General features: G+C 69.5%; 16 protein-coding genes. All 16 read right to left on the reverse strand.

From position 1 onward, the window contains the following. Positions 1 to 24: 24 nt before the first annotated feature. Entirely contained in the window at positions 25 to 1,467 is a 1,443-nt protein-coding gene (gene atpD, locus OG553_RS09585) for a F0F1 ATP synthase subunit beta (RefSeq protein ID WP_401250393.1), read from the reverse strand. Then, positions 1,467 to 2,384: a F0F1 ATP synthase subunit gamma gene (locus OG553_RS09590; RefSeq protein WP_405978579.1), complete on the reverse strand. Its 918-nt coding sequence runs from the start codon at positions 2,382 to 2,384 to the stop codon at positions 1,467 to 1,469. Before OG553_RS09590 ends, atpD begins: the two co-directional genes overlap by 1 nt. 20 nt (positions 2,385 to 2,404) lie before the next feature. Further along, entirely contained in the window at positions 2,405 to 4,000 is a 1,596-nt protein-coding gene (gene atpA, locus OG553_RS09595; protein WP_401250387.1) for a F0F1 ATP synthase subunit alpha, read from the reverse strand. Positions 4,001 to 4,134: 134 nt separating this feature from the next. After that, positions 4,135 to 4,950 carry a F0F1 ATP synthase subunit delta gene (locus tag OG553_RS09600; protein WP_405978580.1) on the reverse strand — a complete coding sequence of 272 codons (816 nt, stop codon included), beginning with the start codon at positions 4,948 to 4,950 and terminating at the stop codon, positions 4,135 to 4,137. Further along, positions 4,947 to 5,477, reverse strand: coding sequence for a F0F1 ATP synthase subunit B (locus OG553_RS09605; protein ID WP_362471677.1), 531 nt, complete (start codon positions 5,475 to 5,477; stop codon positions 4,947 to 4,949). The genes OG553_RS09600 and OG553_RS09605 overlap by 4 nt, the downstream gene beginning before the upstream one ends. Positions 5,478 to 5,529: 52 nt before the next feature. Beyond that, positions 5,530 to 5,763, reverse strand: coding sequence for an ATP synthase F0 subunit C (atpE, locus tag OG553_RS09610; protein WP_007266589.1), 234 nt, complete (start codon positions 5,761 to 5,763; stop codon positions 5,530 to 5,532). A gap of 82 nt (positions 5,764 to 5,845) precedes the next feature. Further along, complete coding sequence (gene atpB / locus OG553_RS09615) at positions 5,846 to 6,682, reverse strand: F0F1 ATP synthase subunit A (protein WP_007266588.1); 837 nt, start codon at positions 6,680 to 6,682, stop codon at positions 5,846 to 5,848. Between the two features lie 210 nt (positions 6,683 to 6,892). Continuing rightward, a complete protein-coding gene (locus tag OG553_RS09620) occupies positions 6,893 to 7,330 on the reverse strand; it encodes a hypothetical protein (protein WP_405978581.1) in 438 nt (145 codons plus the stop codon). Positions 7,331 to 7,616: 286 nt separating this feature from the next. Further along, positions 7,617 to 8,945, reverse strand: coding sequence for an MraY family glycosyltransferase (locus OG553_RS09625; RefSeq protein ID WP_405983002.1), 1,329 nt, complete (start codon positions 8,943 to 8,945; stop codon positions 7,617 to 7,619). A gap of 104 nt (positions 8,946 to 9,049) precedes the next feature. After that, positions 9,050 to 10,279 (reverse strand): serine hydroxymethyltransferase, encoded by a 1,230-nt coding sequence (gene glyA, locus OG553_RS09630; RefSeq protein ID WP_405978582.1) that lies wholly within the window; start codon positions 10,277 to 10,279, stop codon positions 9,050 to 9,052. Positions 10,280 to 10,838: 559 nt separating this feature from the next. After that, complete coding sequence (locus OG553_RS09635; protein ID WP_405978583.1) at positions 10,839 to 11,477, reverse strand: protein-tyrosine-phosphatase; 639 nt, start codon at positions 11,475 to 11,477, stop codon at positions 10,839 to 10,841. After that, on the reverse strand, positions 11,474 to 12,121 hold the full coding sequence (locus OG553_RS09640; protein ID WP_007266583.1) for an L-threonylcarbamoyladenylate synthase: 648 nt from the start codon (positions 12,119 to 12,121) through the stop codon (positions 11,474 to 11,476). Before OG553_RS09640 ends, OG553_RS09635 begins: the two co-directional genes overlap by 4 nt. 52 nt (positions 12,122 to 12,173) lie before the next feature. Further along, the gene (gene prmC, locus OG553_RS09645) at positions 12,174 to 13,019 is read right to left on the reverse strand and encodes a peptide chain release factor N(5)-glutamine methyltransferase (protein ID WP_007266582.1); all 846 of its coding nucleotides are present in this window, start codon (positions 13,017 to 13,019) and stop codon (positions 12,174 to 12,176) included. Between the two features lie 46 nt (positions 13,020 to 13,065). Continuing rightward, complete coding sequence (gene prfA, locus OG553_RS09650) at positions 13,066 to 14,145, reverse strand: peptide chain release factor 1 (RefSeq protein WP_405978584.1); 1,080 nt, start codon at positions 14,143 to 14,145, stop codon at positions 13,066 to 13,068. Positions 14,146 to 14,265: 120 nt separating this feature from the next. Beyond that, on the reverse strand, positions 14,266 to 14,484 hold the full coding sequence (gene rpmE, locus OG553_RS09655) for a 50S ribosomal protein L31 (protein ID WP_007266580.1): 219 nt from the start codon (positions 14,482 to 14,484) through the stop codon (positions 14,266 to 14,268). 173 nt (positions 14,485 to 14,657) lie between these two features. Then, entirely contained in the window at positions 14,658 to 15,758 is a 1,101-nt protein-coding gene (locus OG553_RS09660) for an LCP family protein (RefSeq protein WP_405978585.1), read from the reverse strand. Between the last annotated feature and the right edge of the window lie 172 nt (positions 15,759 to 15,930).

Consider the following 15,930-nt stretch of genomic DNA (forward strand, 5'->3'; position numbering starts at 1 on the left):
GCGCTCCTCGCGGAGCGCGCCGGATCAGGAGACGCCCAGCTCCTTGGCGTTGGCCTTCAGGTCCTCGATGCCACCGCACAGGAAGAACGCCTGCTCGGGGAAGTGGTCGTAGTCACCGTCGCAGATGGCGTTGAACGCGGTGATCGACTCGTCGAGCGGAACGTCCGAACCGTCCACGCCGGTGAACTGCTTGGCGACGTGGGTGTTCTGCGACAGGAAGCGCTCGACACGACGGGCACGGTGGACAACGAGCTTGTCCTCCTCGCCCAGCTCGTCGATACCGAGGATCGCGATGATGTCCTGGAGGTCCTTGTACTTCTGCAGGATCCCCTTGACGCGCATGGCGGTCGCGTAGTGGTCCGCCGCGATGTACCGCGGGTCGAGGATGCGGGACGTCGAGTCCAGCGGGTCCACGGCCGGGTAGATGCCCTTCTCGGAGATCGGACGGGAAAGAACCGTCGTCGCGTCGAGGTGGGCGAAGGTGGTCGCCGGCGCCGGGTCGGTCAGGTCGTCCGCGGGGACGTAGATCGCCTGCATCGAGGTGATCGAGTGACCACGGGTCGAGGTGATGCGCTCCTGGAGGAGACCCATCTCGTCGGCCAGGTTCGGCTGGTAACCCACCGCGGAGGGCATACGGCCGAGCAGGGTCGACACCTCGGAACCCGCCTGGGTGTACCGGAAGATGTTGTCGATGAAGAAGAGCACGTCCTGCTTCTGCACATCGCGGAAGTACTCCGCCATGGTCAGACCGGCGAGGGCGACGCGCAGACGCGTGCCCGGCGGCTCGTCCATCTGGCCGAAGACGAGGGCGGTCTTGTCGATGACGCCCGAGTCGGCCATTTCCTCGATGAGGTCGTTGCCCTCACGGGTGCGCTCACCGACGCCCGCGAAGACCGACACACCGTCGTGGTTGTTGGCGACGCGGTAGATCATTTCCTGGATCAGAACGGTCTTGCCGACACCGGCACCACCGAACAGACCGATCTTTCCACCCTTGACGTACGGGGTGAGAAGGTCGATGACCTTGACGCCGGTCTCGAACATCTCGGTCTTCGACTCGAGCTCGTCGAAGCGGGGGGCCTTGCGGTGGATCGGCCAGCGCTCGGTGACGTTGGCATTCTCCTCCGGGTAGTTCAGCACCTCACCGAGGGTGTTGAACACCTTGCCCTTGGTGAAGTCACCGACGGGGACGGTGATGCCCTCGCCCGTGTCGGTCACCGGGGCCTGGCGGACCAGACCGTCGGTGGGCTGCATGGAGATGGTGCGGACCAGGCCGTCACCCAGGTGCTGGGCGACTTCCAGGGTCAGCGTCTTGAGCGCGCCGTCCTCGGCCGGGTCGGAGACCTGGACCTTCAGCGCGTTGTAGATGTCGGGCATCGCGTCGACGGGGAACTCCACGTCGACGACCGGGCCGATGACCCGGGCGACGCGGCCCGTGGCGGCGGCCGTCTCAACAGAGGTCGTCATTACTTGTCACTCCCCGCGGTCGCGTCGGCCATGGCGCTGGCGCCACCGACGATCTCGCTGATTTCCTGGGTGATTTCGGCCTGGCGGGCCGCGTTGGCAAGCCGGGAGAGGCTCTTGATGAGGTCTCCGGCGTTGTCGGTCGCCGCCTTCATCGCGCGGCGGCGGGCGGCGTGCTCGGAAGCGGCAGCCTGCAGCAGTGCGTTGTAGATACGGCTTTCGACGTAGCGCGGCAGCAGGGCGTCGAGGACGTCCTCCGCCGACGGCTCGAACTCGAACAGCGGAAGGATCTCGCCCTTCGCACCGTCCTCGTCCGGAGCCTGGTCGAGGCTGAGCGGCAGCATCCGACCGTCCACCGGGTTCTGCGTCATCATCGACACGAACTCCGTGTAGACGATGTGCAGTTCGTCGACGCCGCCCTCGGCCGTCTCGGTCTGGATGGCTTCGATCAGCGGCCCGGCGACGCGCTTGGCGTCGGCGTAGGCCGGGCTGTCGGTGAAGCCGGTCCACGAATCCGCGACCTTGCGCTCACGGAAGCCGTAGTAGGCCAGACCCTTACGGCCGACGATGTAGCTGTCGACCTCCTTGCCCTCAGCGCGCAGCCGCTCGATGAGCCGCTCCGCCTGCTTGATGGCGTTCGAGGAGTAGCCGCCGGCCAGACCGCGGTCGCTCGTGATGAGCAGGACCGCGGCGCGGGTCGGCGCCTCGACCTCGGTGGTCAGGGCGTGCTTGGTGTTCGAACCGGTCGCCACCGCGGTCACCGCACGGGTGAGCTCGGTCGCGTACGGCATCGACGCCGCCACCTTGCGCTGCGCCTTGACGATGCGCGAGGCGGCGATCATCTCCATCGCCTTGGTGATCTTCTTGGTCGCCGTGATGGCACGGATGCGACGCTTGTAGACCCGGAGCTGCGCTCCCATGAGTCAGGTCCCTTCCGTCGTCACTTGGAGACGTTGACGGCCGGGACGTCCTCGCCCAGGAGCTTTCCGTCGGAGGTCTCGAACTGGCGCTTGAAGGCGGCGATCGCGTCGGCGATCGAGCCCAGCGTGTCGTCCGACATCTTGCCGCCGTCGGCGATGGAGGTGAGGAGGTCCTTGCGCTCGCGGCGCAGGTGCTCCAGCAGCTCCGACTCGAAGCGACGGATGTCGTTGACCGGAACGTCGTCCATCTTGCCGGTGGTGCCGGCCCAGACGGAGACGACCTGCTCCTCGACGGGCATCGGCTGGTACTGGCCCTGCTTCAGCAGCTCGACCAGGCGCTTGCCGCGCTCCAGCGCAGCCTTCGACGCGGCGTCCAGGTCGGAACCGAAGGCGGCGAACGCCTCCAGCTCGCGGTACTGGGCGAGGTCCAGGCGCAGACGGCCGGAAACCTGCTTCATGGCCTTGTGCTGGGCGGAGCCACCGACGCGGGAGACCGAGATGCCGACGTTCAGCGCCGGGCGCTGGCCCGCGTTGAACAGGTCGGACTCCAGGAAGCACTGGCCGTCGGTGATGGAGATGACGTTGGTCGGGATGAACGCCGACACGTCGTTCGCCTTGGTCTCGACGATCGGCAGACCGGTCATCGAACCGGCACCCATGTCGTCGGACAGCTTCGCGCAGCGCTCCAGCAGACGGGAGTGCAGGTAGAAGACGTCGCCCGGGTAGGCCTCGCGGCCCGGCGGACGGCGCAGCAGCAGCGACACGGCGCGGTAGGCGTCGGCCTGCTTCGACAGGTCGTCGAAGATGATCAGGACGTGCTTGCCGGCGTACATCCAGTGCTGACCGATGGCGGAACCGGTGTACGGCGCCAGGTACTTGAAGCCGGCCGGGTCGGACGCCGGGGCGGCGACGATCGTCGTGTACTCGAGCGCGCCGGCGTCTTCCAGGGCGCCGCGAACGGACGCGATGGTCGAGCCCTTCTGGCCGATGGCGACGTAGATGCAGCGGACCTGCTTGTTCACGTCGCCGGAGCGCCAGTTGTCGCGCTGGTTGATGATCGTGTCGACGGCCAGCGCGGTCTTGCCGGTCTGACGGTCGCCGATGATCAGCTGACGCTGGCCACGGCCGACGGGCACCATGGCGTCGATGGCCTTGTAGCCGGTCTGCATCGGCTCGTGGACCGACTTGCGGACCATGACGCCGGGGGCCTGCAGCTCGAGGGCGCGACGGCCTTCGGTCGCGATCTCGCCGAGACCGTCGATCGGGTTGCCGAGCGGGTCGACGACGCGGCCGAGGTAGCCCTCGCCGACGCCTACGGAGAGGACCTCACCGGTGCGCTGCACCGGCTGGCCCTCCTCGATACCGCTGAACTCGCCGAGGACGACCGCACCGATCTCGCGCTCCTCGAGGTTGAGGGCGAGACCGAGGGTGCCGTCCTCGAACTTCAGCAGCTCGTTCGCCATGGCGGAGGGCAGGCCCTCCACCTTCGCGATGCCGTCGCCGGCAACGCTGACCGTTCCGACCTCCTCGCGCGAGGCCGCGTCCGGCTGGTACGACTGGACAAAGGTCTCCAGTGCGTCCCGGATCTCCTCCGGCCGGATCGTGAGCTCCGCCATCTGGGTTCCCTGCTCTCCTTGTTGGGCCTGAAGCTTCTTAGGGGTCTGGGGGTGACCCCCAGGAATCTTCTGCAAGTTCTGCACGGCCCAACCGGGCCGCTAGGAATGCTTTGTATCTGTGTGGTGGCGGCTGGTCAGCCGGCCATGCGGCGCGACGCCTCGGCGAGGCGGTCCGCGATGGTGCCGTCGATGACCTCGTCGCCGACCCGCACCGAGATCCCGCCGAGGACCGCGGGGTCCACGTCGAGGTTCAGGTGCATCTGGCGGCCGTACAGCTTGGCCAGCACCGCGCCGAGACGCTGCTTCTGCACGTCGCTGAGCGGGATCGCGCTGGTCACGGTGGCGACCATGCGGTCACGACGCGCAGCGGCGAGCGTCGAGAGGGACTCGAGTCCCCCCTCAAGGCTACGTCCACGCGGGTGCGTGACGAGACGGACGACCAGGCGCTCGGTGACGGCGTTCACCTTGCCGCCGAGCAGGCTGCGCAGCAGCTCGCTCTTGGCGGAGGAGGTGGCGGCGCGGTCGGTCAGCGCGGCACGCAGCTCGGTGTTCGAGGCGACGATCCGGCCGAAGCGGAACAGCTCGTCCTCGACGTTGTCGAGCGCGTTGCCCTGCTGGGCGGCCGTGAGGTCGGCGGTGGCCGCCAGCTCCTCCAGCGCGTCCACCAGGTCGCGGGACTGCGACCAGCGGGAGCGCGCCATGCCGGACACCAGGTCCAGGGTGTCCCCGGAGACCTGGCCGGACAGCAGCCGGCCGACCAGCTCGGCCTTGGCCTCGCCGGACTGCGCCGGGTCCGTGATGACCCGACGCAGCGAGACCTCACGGTCGAGCAGCGCGGTGACGGCTGCCAGCTCACCGGCGAGCTTCGCCGCGTCGACGGACGTGTTGTCCGTCAGCGCGTCGAGGCGCTCGCGCGCGGAGGCCAGCGCCTCGCGGCTCGCTCCGTTCATCGGGCCGCCTCGGCCTTCTCCTCAAGCTCGCTGAGGAAGCGGTCGATGGTGCGGCTCTGGCGGGCGGCGTCCTCGAGGGACTCGCCGACGAGCTTGCCGGCCAGGTCGGTGGCGAGCTTGCCCACGTCCTGACGCAGCGCCTGAGCGGCGGCCTTGCGGTCTGCCGCGATCTGGGCGTGACCGGCAGCGATGATCTCCTCACGCTGCCGCTGGCCCTCTGCGCGCAGTTCTTCCTTGAGCGCAGTGCCCTGCTCCAGCGCGTCCTGGCGCAGGCGCGCGGCCTCGTGCCGGGCCTCGGCGAGCTGGGCCTTGTACTGCTCCAGCACGCTCTGGGCCTCGGTCTGAGCGGCTTCGGCCTTCTCGATACCGCCCTCGATCTGCTCGCGGCGCTCGTCCAGAACCTTGTTGATGTTCGGGAGGAGCTTCTTCGCGAGGAAGCCGAAGACGATGACGAAGGCGATCAGACCGATGACGAGCTCGGGGATCGGCGGGATGAGAGGGTTTTCCATCTCAGCCGCGAGAACCATGAGGTTCACATCAGTGCCTTTCGTCTAGTGGGCTGTTCGTCGAGACCGAGGATCAGGAGCTCGGGTAGACGAACGGCATGACCAGACCGATCAGGGCGAGCGCCTCACAGAAGGCGAAGCCGAGGATCTGGTTGGCGCGGATCAGGCCGGCAGCCTCGGGCTGGCGGGCGAGGGCCTGGGTGCCGTTACCGAAGATGATGCCGACGCCGACGCCGGGGCCGATGGCCGCGAGACCGTAACCAACGGAGCTGAGGGAGCCGGTGACGGCGGCAAGGGTCTGGGACATGCCAGTTCTTCCTTCTCTTTCACGGACCGGTGGGGGTTGGCCACCGGACGAATACGGGGGGCTGAGCGGGGGCGGGCCTGGCTCAGTGGTGCTCGGCGAGCGCGCCCTGGATGAAGCTGCAGGCCAGGAGGACGAAGACGTACGCCTGGACAGCCTGGATGAAGAGCTCGAAGGCGGTCATCACGATCACCATCACGAACGACACACCGGCGTAGGCGATGCCGATGCCGTTCAGCAGGTACCAGCTGGCGATCGTGAAGAGCAGCAGCAGGGTGTGACCGGCGAACATGTTCGCGAAGAGTCGGACCGCGTGGGTGAACGGGCGCACCAGGACGTTCGAGAAGAACTCGATGACCATGATGAGCGGCAGGACGCCGCCGAGGCTCTTGTCGTAGCCGGTGAGGTTCTTCAGGCCGCCGACGAAGCCGTGGCGCTTGAAGGTGACCGACATCCAGATCACGTAGACGATCAGGGCGAGCACGGCCGGGTACGCGATGATCGAGGTCACCGGGAACTGGGCCACCGGGACGATCGACCAGACGTTCAGGATCCAGACGAAGAAGAACAGCGAGACCATGAAGGGGACGTACTTCTCGCCCTCCTTCTTGCCGAGGGTCTCGTAGACGATGCCGCGGCGCACGAAGTCGTAGCCGGCCTCGCCGACCATCTGGAGCTTGCCGGGGACGATCTTCGCCTTGCCGAAGGCGGCCCAGAAGAAGGCCACGATGATGATCGAGCCCAGGAGGGCCAGCAGCATCGGCTTGTTGAAGTAGGCATTGCTGCCCGCTTCGCCCCAGAGCGGCTCGAAGAGGAACGAGTGCAGGCCCGGGCCGGGGAAGCCACATCCGTCGAAGATGTGACAGTCGGTCTCGAAGGCGAGGACCTGCGTCGGGTCAGCACTCACCGCGGGCTCCTTCAGCGTGGCGCATAGGTACGGCAACCTCGTTGTGTCGGCGCGGCGCGAGGCCGCGGTTCGGCACTGGACTGGTGTAACGGGTGTGGGGGCGGCAGTCAGGCATCGAGCCTCGCGATGGAACAGGCGTCAGCTCAGATGCCCGCGCCCGCAGAGCCGCAGTTGGAACCGGACGATAGCAGCATCTCGAACGCACACTTATCCCGGCCCTACCCCTCACGACTTCGACCCCGGGTTTTCGGGCTTTTCACCCTTGGTCGAGTCCGGCTCGACGTAAAGGATCTTCGCCTTCATGTGGGCACGCGTCTGTGCGCCGATCCACACGAGGGTGGCGGCGACGAGCGTGATGGCGAACGCCCGGGGGTTGAACAGTGTCGTGTTCTTGAACACGGCGAGAAAGACGAAGAGCAGCAGGATCTGCGCGGCGTAGAGCATGAGACCCATGGCCTGGAACAGATGCGGCAGGGATTTCGCCGTGCGCTGCAGGACGACGAATCCGAGACCCATGAACACGATCACGACCACGGTCGCGACGACTGATCCGACGGCACCCTTGCCTCCGACGACCAGACCGCTGATCACGGCGGCGATTGCGCCGGCGGCAGCAGTGGGTACGGCGGTTTGCAGGAGGGATCGGACGTCATCTGACCGCATGGCGGTTTGCTCCGCGTGGTGGTGGGGGCACGGACTCGTACGGGAACTCGTACGGGGACGAGCGTAAGCCCGGTCCGAGTGAGAGCCTCGGGCCAATGGACCGTCGCACTACGGTCCTTCGGCTCTGTCGCCGGGTTTAGTGAACGGTATCACAAACTATTTGATGAGAGCTTTACCTGTCAGGTGTGCTGACTGTCACACATGAGGGCTAACGCGCCCGTGTGTGCAGGACAAGCCCTCTCATTGTCTGGTAAAGGGCGCCCATGTCGGAAATGCGCCCGGCCCGTCAGCGAGCCGATCCGGCCTTACGCCGGTCGGGGAGGCGCGAACGGGGGCCTACGGCGGTCGCTCCGTTGACGCCCGACACACCCGCCACGACGGGCCGCGCCGGCTCCGTCCCCTCGTCGTTGCGCACGGCGGCCTCCGCCGCCCGCTCCACGTGCCGGTAGCGGGGCGGCACCAGGCCCTCGGCCCAACGCGGCGCCCGCGGGGTGAACCGCGGCATCAGGAGCAGTACGAGGCCCAGCGCGCTCAGCGCGGCCAGCGACAGCACGATCCACATCGAGGCCGAATGCACGGAATAGGCCACCGTGCCGAATGCGATCAGGCCCGACCAGAAATACATGATGAGTACGGCCCGGCTGTGGGAATGCCCGAGTTCCAGGAGCCGGTGGTGCAGGTGGCCGCGGTCCGCGGCGAAGGGCGACTGCCCGTTCCAGGTGCGCCGCACGATCGCCAGGACCAGGTCCGCCATGGGAATGGCGATGATGGTCAGGGGCAGCAGCAGCGGAATGAAGACCGGGAGCATCGCGTGGGTGGCGTTGCGCTCACCACCGACGAAAATGGCCATCGTGTCGGGGTCCACCTGCCCCGTGATCGAGATGGCCGAGGCGGCCAGCACCAGGCCGATCAGCATCGACCCGGAATCCCCCATGAAGATCCGGGCGGGGTGCATGTTGTGCGGCAGGAAGCCCAGGCACATGCCCATCAGGATCGCCGCGAAGAGGGTCGCCGGGGCGGCGGACTCGATGCCGTAGCCGAACCAGATCCGGTAGGCGTAGAGGAAGAACGCGCACGTGGCGATGCAGACCATGCCCGCCGCCAGACCGTCGAGGCCGTCGACGAAGTTCACCGCGTTGATGGTGATCACCACCAGTGCCACGGTGAGCAGGGTGCCCTGCCACTGGGTCAGCGACACCGTGCCGATGCCCGGAACCGGAATCCACAGGATGGTCAGGCCCTGCATGACCATCACGCCCGCGGCGATCATCTGGGCGCCCAGTTTGATCAGCGCGTCGAGCTCGAACTTGTCGTCCAGGACGCCGATCAGCCAGATCAGCGCGGCTCCCGAGAGCAGTGCTCTGGGCTCGTTGGAGCGTTCGAAGACCCCGTTGAGGTTCTGCAGGTGGTCGGCGATCAGCAGCCCCGCGCACATACCGCCGAACATGGCGATGCCGCCGAGCCGCGGAGTGGGCTCGCGGTGCACGTCGCGCGCGCGGATCTCCGGCATCGCGCCGGCCGCGATCGCGAACTTCCGCACGGGCCCGGTCAGCAGGTAGGTCACCGCGACCGTGACGCAAAGCGTCAGCAGATATTCACGCACTGGCTGCCCCAGATGTATCGCCGGCCATCTCAGCCCCACACATTAGCCGCGATGTCACCAGGGACGAGGACGCACGGAGGCCCCGTTCCGGTTGCACTACGCCATGCTCGTACCGGTTACGCCCCGTACGGGGGAAAACCACCCGTCAGAGCGGCTACTTCGGCCCGCGTCCGGGCCGCTTCCCCGCCCAGGGCGGCGGCGAACAGCTCCGCGATCCGGCCCATCTCCGGCTCCCCCATCCCCTGCGTGGTCACCGCCGCGGTGCCCAGGCGGATGCCGCGCTGGTCCCCGTACGGCAGCGCGCAGGTGTCCAGGACGATCCCGGCGGCCGCCAGCCGGCCGCGCGCCGTCGGCCCGTCGACGCCGAGGGCCGCGGGGTCGGCGCTGATGAGGTGCGTGTCCGTCCCGCCGGTCGTCACGGCGAACCCGCGCTGCTCCAGGGCCGCGGCCAGGGCCCGGGCGTTGGCCACGACCCGGTGCGCGTACCGGGTGAAGGGCGGGGCGGCCGCCTCGCCGAAGGCCACCGCCTTCGCGGCGATGCTGTGCATCTGGGCGCCGCCCTGGGTGAAGGGGAACACCGCCCGGTCGACCCGCTCCGCGAACTCGGCGCCGCACAGCACCATCCCGCCGCGGGGGCCCCGCAGCACCTTGTGGGTGGTCGCGCAGACCACGTCGGCGTAGGGGACGGGGCTCGGCGCGGCCCCTCCGGCCACCAGCCCGATGGGATGGGCGGCGTCGGCGATGAGGTACGCCCCGACCTCGTCGGCGATCTCGCGGAACGCCGAGTACTCCAGGTGCCGGGGGTAGGAGATCGAGCCGCACACGATGGCCTTGGGGCGGTGCGCGCGGGCCAGCCGCTGCACCTGCTCGTAGTCGACGAGCCCGGTCTCGGCGTCGACCCCGTACCCGACGAAGTCGAACCACCGGCCGGAGAAGTTGGCGGGCGAGCCGTGCGTGAGGTGCCCGCCGTGCGCGAGCCCCATGGCCAGGACGGTGTCCCCGGGGCGCAGCAGCGCCGCGTAGGCGGCCAGCACGGCCGCGGAACCGGAGTGCGGCTGCACATTGGCGTGCTCGGCCCCGAAGAGCGCCGTGGCCCGCTCCACGGCCGTCCGCTCGGCGAGGTCCACGTACTCGCAGCCGCCGTGGTAGCGGGCCCCGGGGTACCCCTCGGCGTACTTGTTGGAGAGCACGGACCCCAGCGCCGCGAGCACGGCGGGGGAGGTGAAGTTCTCGGCGGCGCTCATCTGGAGCGTCTCCGCCTGCCGGCGGCGCTCAGCCTCCAGGACGTCGGCCATCTGCGGGTCCTGCTGGCGCAGGGCGTCCGTGGGCTGGGTCATGACGCTCATGGCGCGACTCCCGCACAGTGGGGGTACCGGTACCAGCCACTGTAGGCCGGACCCGCCCTTCCCGCCCGGGACGGCTCCGGCGCCGCCCGCTGCGCGGGGCTTGGGTCCCCTACCCGCCCTTCGCCCGTTCCCCGGGGCTGCGCCCGGACCCCCCTGGGGGCTCCGCCCCCAGACCCCCGCGCCTCAAACTCCCCCAGCTACCGCTGGGAGGTGCCCCCAGGCGGGGCTGGATTTGCCGCTGCGCGGCAACTTCCAGCCCGCGCGGCGTTTGAGCGCACCGGGGTCAGGGGCGGAGCCCCTGGGAACGGTGGAAGTGGGGGTCCCCCCGGACGGAGTCTGGGGGAGGGTAGGGGACCCTCGCCCCGCGCAGCGGCCCACCGAGCCGCACCCAGCCCACCGGCAGCGGCCACCCGAACCGGCCCCGCCCGCCGGGCCGACGGCCTGCCGTCGCAGCGGTTCGAAGCCCGGGAGGCCCGCCAGGGCCGAGCGGTGCGAGCGGCGCGTTCAGAAGGCGCGGCCGCCCGCGGCCGAGCCGCGCGAGCTGCGCGTCAAGAGGGGCTCAGCGGCCCGCGTCGACGCCCGTCAGCGCGGTGACCACGGGGTCCAGCGCCTGGTTGATCTCGTCGCCGATCGAGCGGAAGAACGTGATCGGCGCCCCGTACGGGTCGTACACCTCGTCCGCGTCGGCGGACGGCGCCAGCAGCCACCCGCGCAGCGCCGCGGCGGCCCGCACCAGCGCCCGCGCCCGCTCCGCCATGCCGTCGTCCAGCGGCGGCAGCGTCGCCGGGTCTATGGCGCGCACCAGCCGGGTGAACTCCTTCAGCGTGAAGGTCCGCAGCCCCGCCGAGTGGCCCATGGAGATGACCTGCGCCCGGTGGTCCCGCGTGGCGGTGAGCACCAGGTCGGCGCGTATGACGTGCTCGTCGAGCAGTTCGCGCCCGGTGAACCCCGTCGCGTCCGCGCCGAAGTCCGCCAGTACGGCGGCCGCGTTGGCCTCCATCGGGGCGCCCTCGTGGCCCCAGGTGCCCGCGCTCTCCACGATGAGGTCGCCGGCCGGCAGCCCCAGCACGCCCAGCCGGTGGGCCAGCGCGTGCCGCGTCAGCCGCTCGGTGATGGGCGAGCGGCACACGTTCCCGGTGCTGACGTGGAGTATGCGGAAGGTGTCTCCCTTGGCTATGCCACGCCCCTCAGGGCTCACGGAGCCACCTCGAGGTCGGGTACGACCTCCCGGAGCTGTGCGGCGCTCAGCGCCCCCTCGCGCAGCAGCACGGGAACCTTCCCGGTGACGTCGACGATCGACGACGGCTCGGTGCTCGGCGTGGGACCGCCGTCCAGGTACACGGACACGGAGTCGCCCAGCATCTCGCGCGCCGCGTCGCAGTCGGCCGGCGCCGGGTGCCCGGACAGGTTGGCCGAGGAGACGGCCATCGGGCCGACCTCGGTCAGCAGCTCGATCGCGACGGGGTGCAGCGGCATGCGCACGGCGACGGTCCCGCGGGTCTCGCCCAGGTCCCAGGCCAGCGACGGCTGGTGCTTGGCGACCAGCGTGAGCCCGCCCGGCCAGAAGGCGTCGACGAGTTCCCACGCCTGCTCGGAGAAGTCCGTGACGAGGCCGTGGAGGGTGTTCGGGGAGCCGATGAGGACGGGGGTCGGCATGTTGCGGCCCCGGCCCTTGGCGGCGAGCAGGTCTCCGACGGCCTCCGCGCTGAAGGCGTCCGCGCCGATCCCGTACAGGGTGTCGGTGGGCAGCACGACGAGCTCTCCGCGGCGCACGGCCGAGGCCGCTTCGCGCAGACCCGTCTTGCGGTCCGTCGCGTCGTTGCAGTCGTATCGCCGGGCCATCAGCGGGTCTCCTCGTGCAGCGTGGGGGTGGCGGGTGAAGCGGTCGCGCCGGTCACGGCATGGCCTTGCGGGCGGTCGCGAAGCGCGGGCGGTTGTTCAGGTCGGGGTGGTCGGCGGCGTCGGCCCAGCCCCGCTCGTCGGCGAAGATCCACGGCACCTGGCCGCCCTGGGTGTCGGCGTGCTCGATGACGACGATGCCGCCGGGCCGCAGCAGCCGGTGGGCGGTGCGTTCGATGCCGCGGATGGTGTCGAGGCCGTCCTCGCCGGAGAACAGCGCCATCTCGGGGTCGTGGTCGCGGGCCTCCGGGGCGACGTACTCCCACTCGGTGAGAGGGATGTACGGCGGGTTGGAGATGACCAGGTCCACCTGTCCGTCCAGCTCGGGCAGCGCGGTGAGCGCGTCGCCCTGGTGGACGGTGACGCGGGAACCCTCGGCGTTCTTGCGGGTCCAGCGCAGCGCGTCCTCGGACAGCTCCACGGCGTGCACGCGCGAGCGCGGCACCTCCTGGGCCATGGCGAGCGCGATGGCCCCGGACCCGGTGCACAGGTCCACGATCAGCGGCTCGACCACGTCCATGGCCCGGACGGCGTGTATGGCCCAGTCCACGACCGACTCGGTCTCGGGCCGGGGCACGAACACCCCGGGGCCGACCTGGAGCTCCAGGTAGCGGAAGAAGGCGCGGCCGGTGATGTGCTGGAGCGGCTCGCGCGCCTCGCGGCGGGCGACGGCCTCCCAGTAGCGGGCGTCGAAGTCCGCGTCCTTGACGTGGTGCAGTTCCCCCCGCTTGACGCCGTGCACGAAGGCCGCGAGCTCCTCGGCGTCGAAACGCGGTGAGGGCACGCCGGCGGCGGCCAGCCGCTGGGTGGCCTGGGCCACCTCGGCAAGCAGCAAGTTCACGCTGGTCCTCCGGGCTGCTGTCGTACGGGGGGGGGTGGGGCGAAGGTCAGTGCGCGGCCGCGAGCTTCGCCGCGGAGTCGGTGTCGACACAGGCCTGGATGACCGAGTCGAGGTCGCCGTCGAGCACCTGGTCCAAGTTGTACGCCTTGAAACCGGTCCGGTGGTCCGAGATCCGGTTTTCCGGGAAGTTGTACGTACGGATCTTCTCGGATCGGTCCACGCTGCGCACCTGGCTGCGGCGCTGGTCGGAGGCCTCCTGCTCGGCGGCTTCCTGGGCGGCGGCCAGCAGGCGCGAGCGCAGGATGCGCATGGCCTGCTCCTTGTTCTGGAGCTGGCTCTTCTCGTTCTGGCAGGAGGCGACCACACCGGTCGGGAGGTGCGTGATGCGCACGGCCGAGTCGGTGGTGTTGACGGACTGGCCGCCGGGGCCCGAGGAGCGGTACACGTCGATGCGGAGGTCGTTCATGTTGATCTCGACCTCGACCTCCTCGGCCTCCGGGGTGACGAGCACGCCGGCGGCGGAGGTGTGGATGCGGCCCTGGGACTCGGTGGCCGGCACGCGCTGCACGCGGTGCACGCCGCCCTCGTACTTCATCCGGGCCCACACGCCCTGGCCGGGCTCGGTGGCGCCGTTGCCGCCCTTGGTGCGGACGGAGACCTGGACGTCCTTGTAGCCGCCGAGCTCGGACTCGGTGGAGTCGATGATCTCGGTCTTCCAGCCCACGCGCTCGGCGTAGCGCAGGTACATGCGCAGCAGGTCACCGGCGAACAGGGCGGACTCGTCGCCGCCGGCGCCCGCCTTGATCTCCAGGAGCACGTCCTTGTCGTCGCTGGGGTCGCGCGGGACGAGCAGCAGGCGGAGCTTCTCGGTGAGCTCTTCGCGCTGGGCGCTCAGTTCCTTGACCTCGGCGGCGAAGTCGGGGTCGTCGGCCGCCAGCTCCTTGGCCGTTTCGATGTCCTCGGCCGACTGCTTCCAGGCGCGGAAGGTCGCGACGATCGGGGTCAGCTCCGCGTAGCGCTTGTTCAGCTTGCGGGCGTTCGCCTGATCGGAGTGGACCGAAGGGTCGGCGAGCTTCTTCTCGAGGTCGGCGTGCTCGCCGACCAGATCCTCGACCGCTTCGAACATCGGATGCTCCTGGGGTGAAAAAGTCAAAAGTGGGCTGGGCTGGCTGAACGACGACAAAGGCGCCGGTCCGGCCGCCCCCGCGTGGTCAGGGGGCGGCCGGTGACCGGCGCCTGGGTCGCGCTACTTCTTGGCCGCACCCTTGCCGAAGCGGGCCTCGAAGCGGGCCACACGGCCACCGGTGTCGAGGATCTTCTGCTTGCCCGTGTAGAACGGGTGGCACTCGGAGCAGACCTCGGCACGGATGGTGCCCTCGGTCAGGGTGCTGCGGGTGGTGAACGACGCGCCACAGGTGCAGCTGACCTGGGTCTCGACGTACTCGGGGTGAACATCGCGCTTCAAGGTGTCTCCTAGATTCGGGAGGGCGCCGGGTCGCAGGAGCCGAATTGCGCACTGCGTGAACCGGGGCCGACAGACCAGTCTGCCAGGACCGGGCCGCCTGTCAAAATTCCGGGAACGCACCCTTCAACAGGAGGGGTGCGGGATGTATTCCTGCCGGGTTCCGGCAGGGACGGCTACTTGACGATCGAGCCCGCGGTGCTCTTGTCCCCGTTGGAGTGCTCGGTGGCCGCGGCGGGGATGGGCTGGTCCGCCAGCAGGGCGTCCCAGACCATCTTGGAGTCCTTGGGCAGGATCGCCACGCGGTCCCTGTCGAGCGGGTCCGGGCCCACCGGCAGGGTGATCATGTGCATGTTCTCGGCACCGATGCCCTGGAGCCCCTGGGCGAAGCTCGCGAGGGACTTCACGTCGCCGAGCGCCTTGTCGGTGGTGATCGCCTTGGTGGCGGAGTCGGCGAGGCCGTAGAGCTTCTTCGGGCTGTCGAACACCCCGACGCCCTTGACCTGCTTGATCAGCGCCTTGATGAAGGCCTGCTGGAGCTGTATTCGGCCCAGGTCGCCGCCGTCGCCGACGCTCTTGCGCGTGCGGACGAGGCCGAGGGACTGCTCGCCGTTGAGCTTGTGGGAGCCGGCCGGCAGGTCGAGGTGGCTGCCGTCGTCCTTGATCGGCTTGGTGGTCGTGAGCTCGACGCCGCCGAGGTTGTCGATGATCTTCTTGAAGCCGGTGAAGTCGACCTCGATGTAGTGGTCCATGCGGATCCCCGACATCGCCTCGACCGTCTTGACCGCGCAGGCGGCCCCGCCGATGGTGAAGGCCTCGTTGAACTGCGCGCGCTGCCGGGGGGCGCTGGTCTTCCCCTTGCCGGTGGGGCAGGCGGGCCGCGGGAGCATCGTGTCGCGCGGGATGGACACGACGCTGGCCTGCTTGTGGCCCTCGTAGAGGTGGATGATCATCGCCGTGTCGGAGCGGGCCGAGCCGCCGTCGTCCGCGCCGTACTCGCTGTTCGCCCCGTCGCGGGAGTCGGAGCCGAGGACGAGGATGTCCATCGAGCCGTTGTCGACGTTCGGCGGGCGGTCCTTGCCGAGGGCCTGGTCGATGTCGACGCTGCGCAGGTTGCCGTTGAGCTTGAAGTAGAACCAGCCGAGGCTCCCCCCGCCCAACAGGACCACCCCCGCGGCGGTCCAGGCGGCCACCCTGAGGCCCTTACGGCGGCGCGGCTGCGCCCGGCGCCCGCGCCTGCGCGCCCGGCGCCCGCTGCCCCTGCTGTCCTCGCTCATGCTCTCCTCGGTCCTGGCTCCGTTGCCCGCTGCTCTCTCACACAGACGGACTAGCGCATTCCAGGGTTCCACGGAGCGCGGACCGCTCCGCACTCCCCCTCCCCATGAGCACAACCCGTCACCGGGCACCCACCGAGGGTGCCGGTCCGGGGGTCAAGGGTCGCGTAAGGAG

The sequence above is a fragment of the Streptomyces sp. NBC_00158 genome (genome assembly GCF_045160885.1).
Lineage (GTDB): Bacteria > Actinomycetota > Actinomycetes > Streptomycetales > Streptomycetaceae > Streptomyces.

Coding starts and splice junctions, on each gene's coding strand:
- atpD (WP_401250393.1), bottom strand. CDS start 1,467: ATGACGACCTCTGTTGAGACGGCCGCCGCCACGGGCCGCGTCGCCCGG.
- atpE (WP_007266589.1), bottom strand. CDS start 5,763: ATGTCCCAGACCCTTGCCGCCGTCACCGGCTCCCTCAGCTCCGTTGGT.
- OG553_RS09640 (WP_007266583.1), bottom strand. CDS start 12,121: ATGGCCCGGCGATACGACTGCAACGACGCGACGGACCGCAAGACGGGT.
- prfA (WP_405978584.1), bottom strand. CDS start 14,145: ATGTTCGAAGCGGTCGAGGATCTGGTCGGCGAGCACGCCGACCTCGAG.
- glyA (WP_405978582.1), bottom strand. CDS start 10,279: ATGAGCGTCATGACCCAGCCCACGGACGCCCTGCGCCAGCAGGACCCG.
- atpA (WP_401250387.1), bottom strand. CDS start 4,000: ATGGCGGAGCTCACGATCCGGCCGGAGGAGATCCGGGACGCACTGGAG.
- OG553_RS09590 (WP_405978579.1), bottom strand. CDS start 2,384: ATGGGAGCGCAGCTCCGGGTCTACAAGCGTCGCATCCGTGCCATCACG.
- OG553_RS09600 (WP_405978580.1), bottom strand. CDS start 4,950: ATGAACGGAGCGAGCCGCGAGGCGCTGGCCTCCGCGCGCGAGCGCCTC.
- OG553_RS09620 (WP_405978581.1), bottom strand. CDS start 7,330: ATGCGGTCAGATGACGTCCGATCCCTCCTGCAAACCGCCGTACCCACT.
- OG553_RS09605 (WP_362471677.1), bottom strand. CDS start 5,477: ATGGTTCTCGCGGCTGAGATGGAAAACCCTCTCATCCCGCCGATCCCC.
- OG553_RS09660 (WP_405978585.1), bottom strand. CDS start 15,758: ATGAGCGAGGACAGCAGGGGCAGCGGGCGCCGGGCGCGCAGGCGCGGG.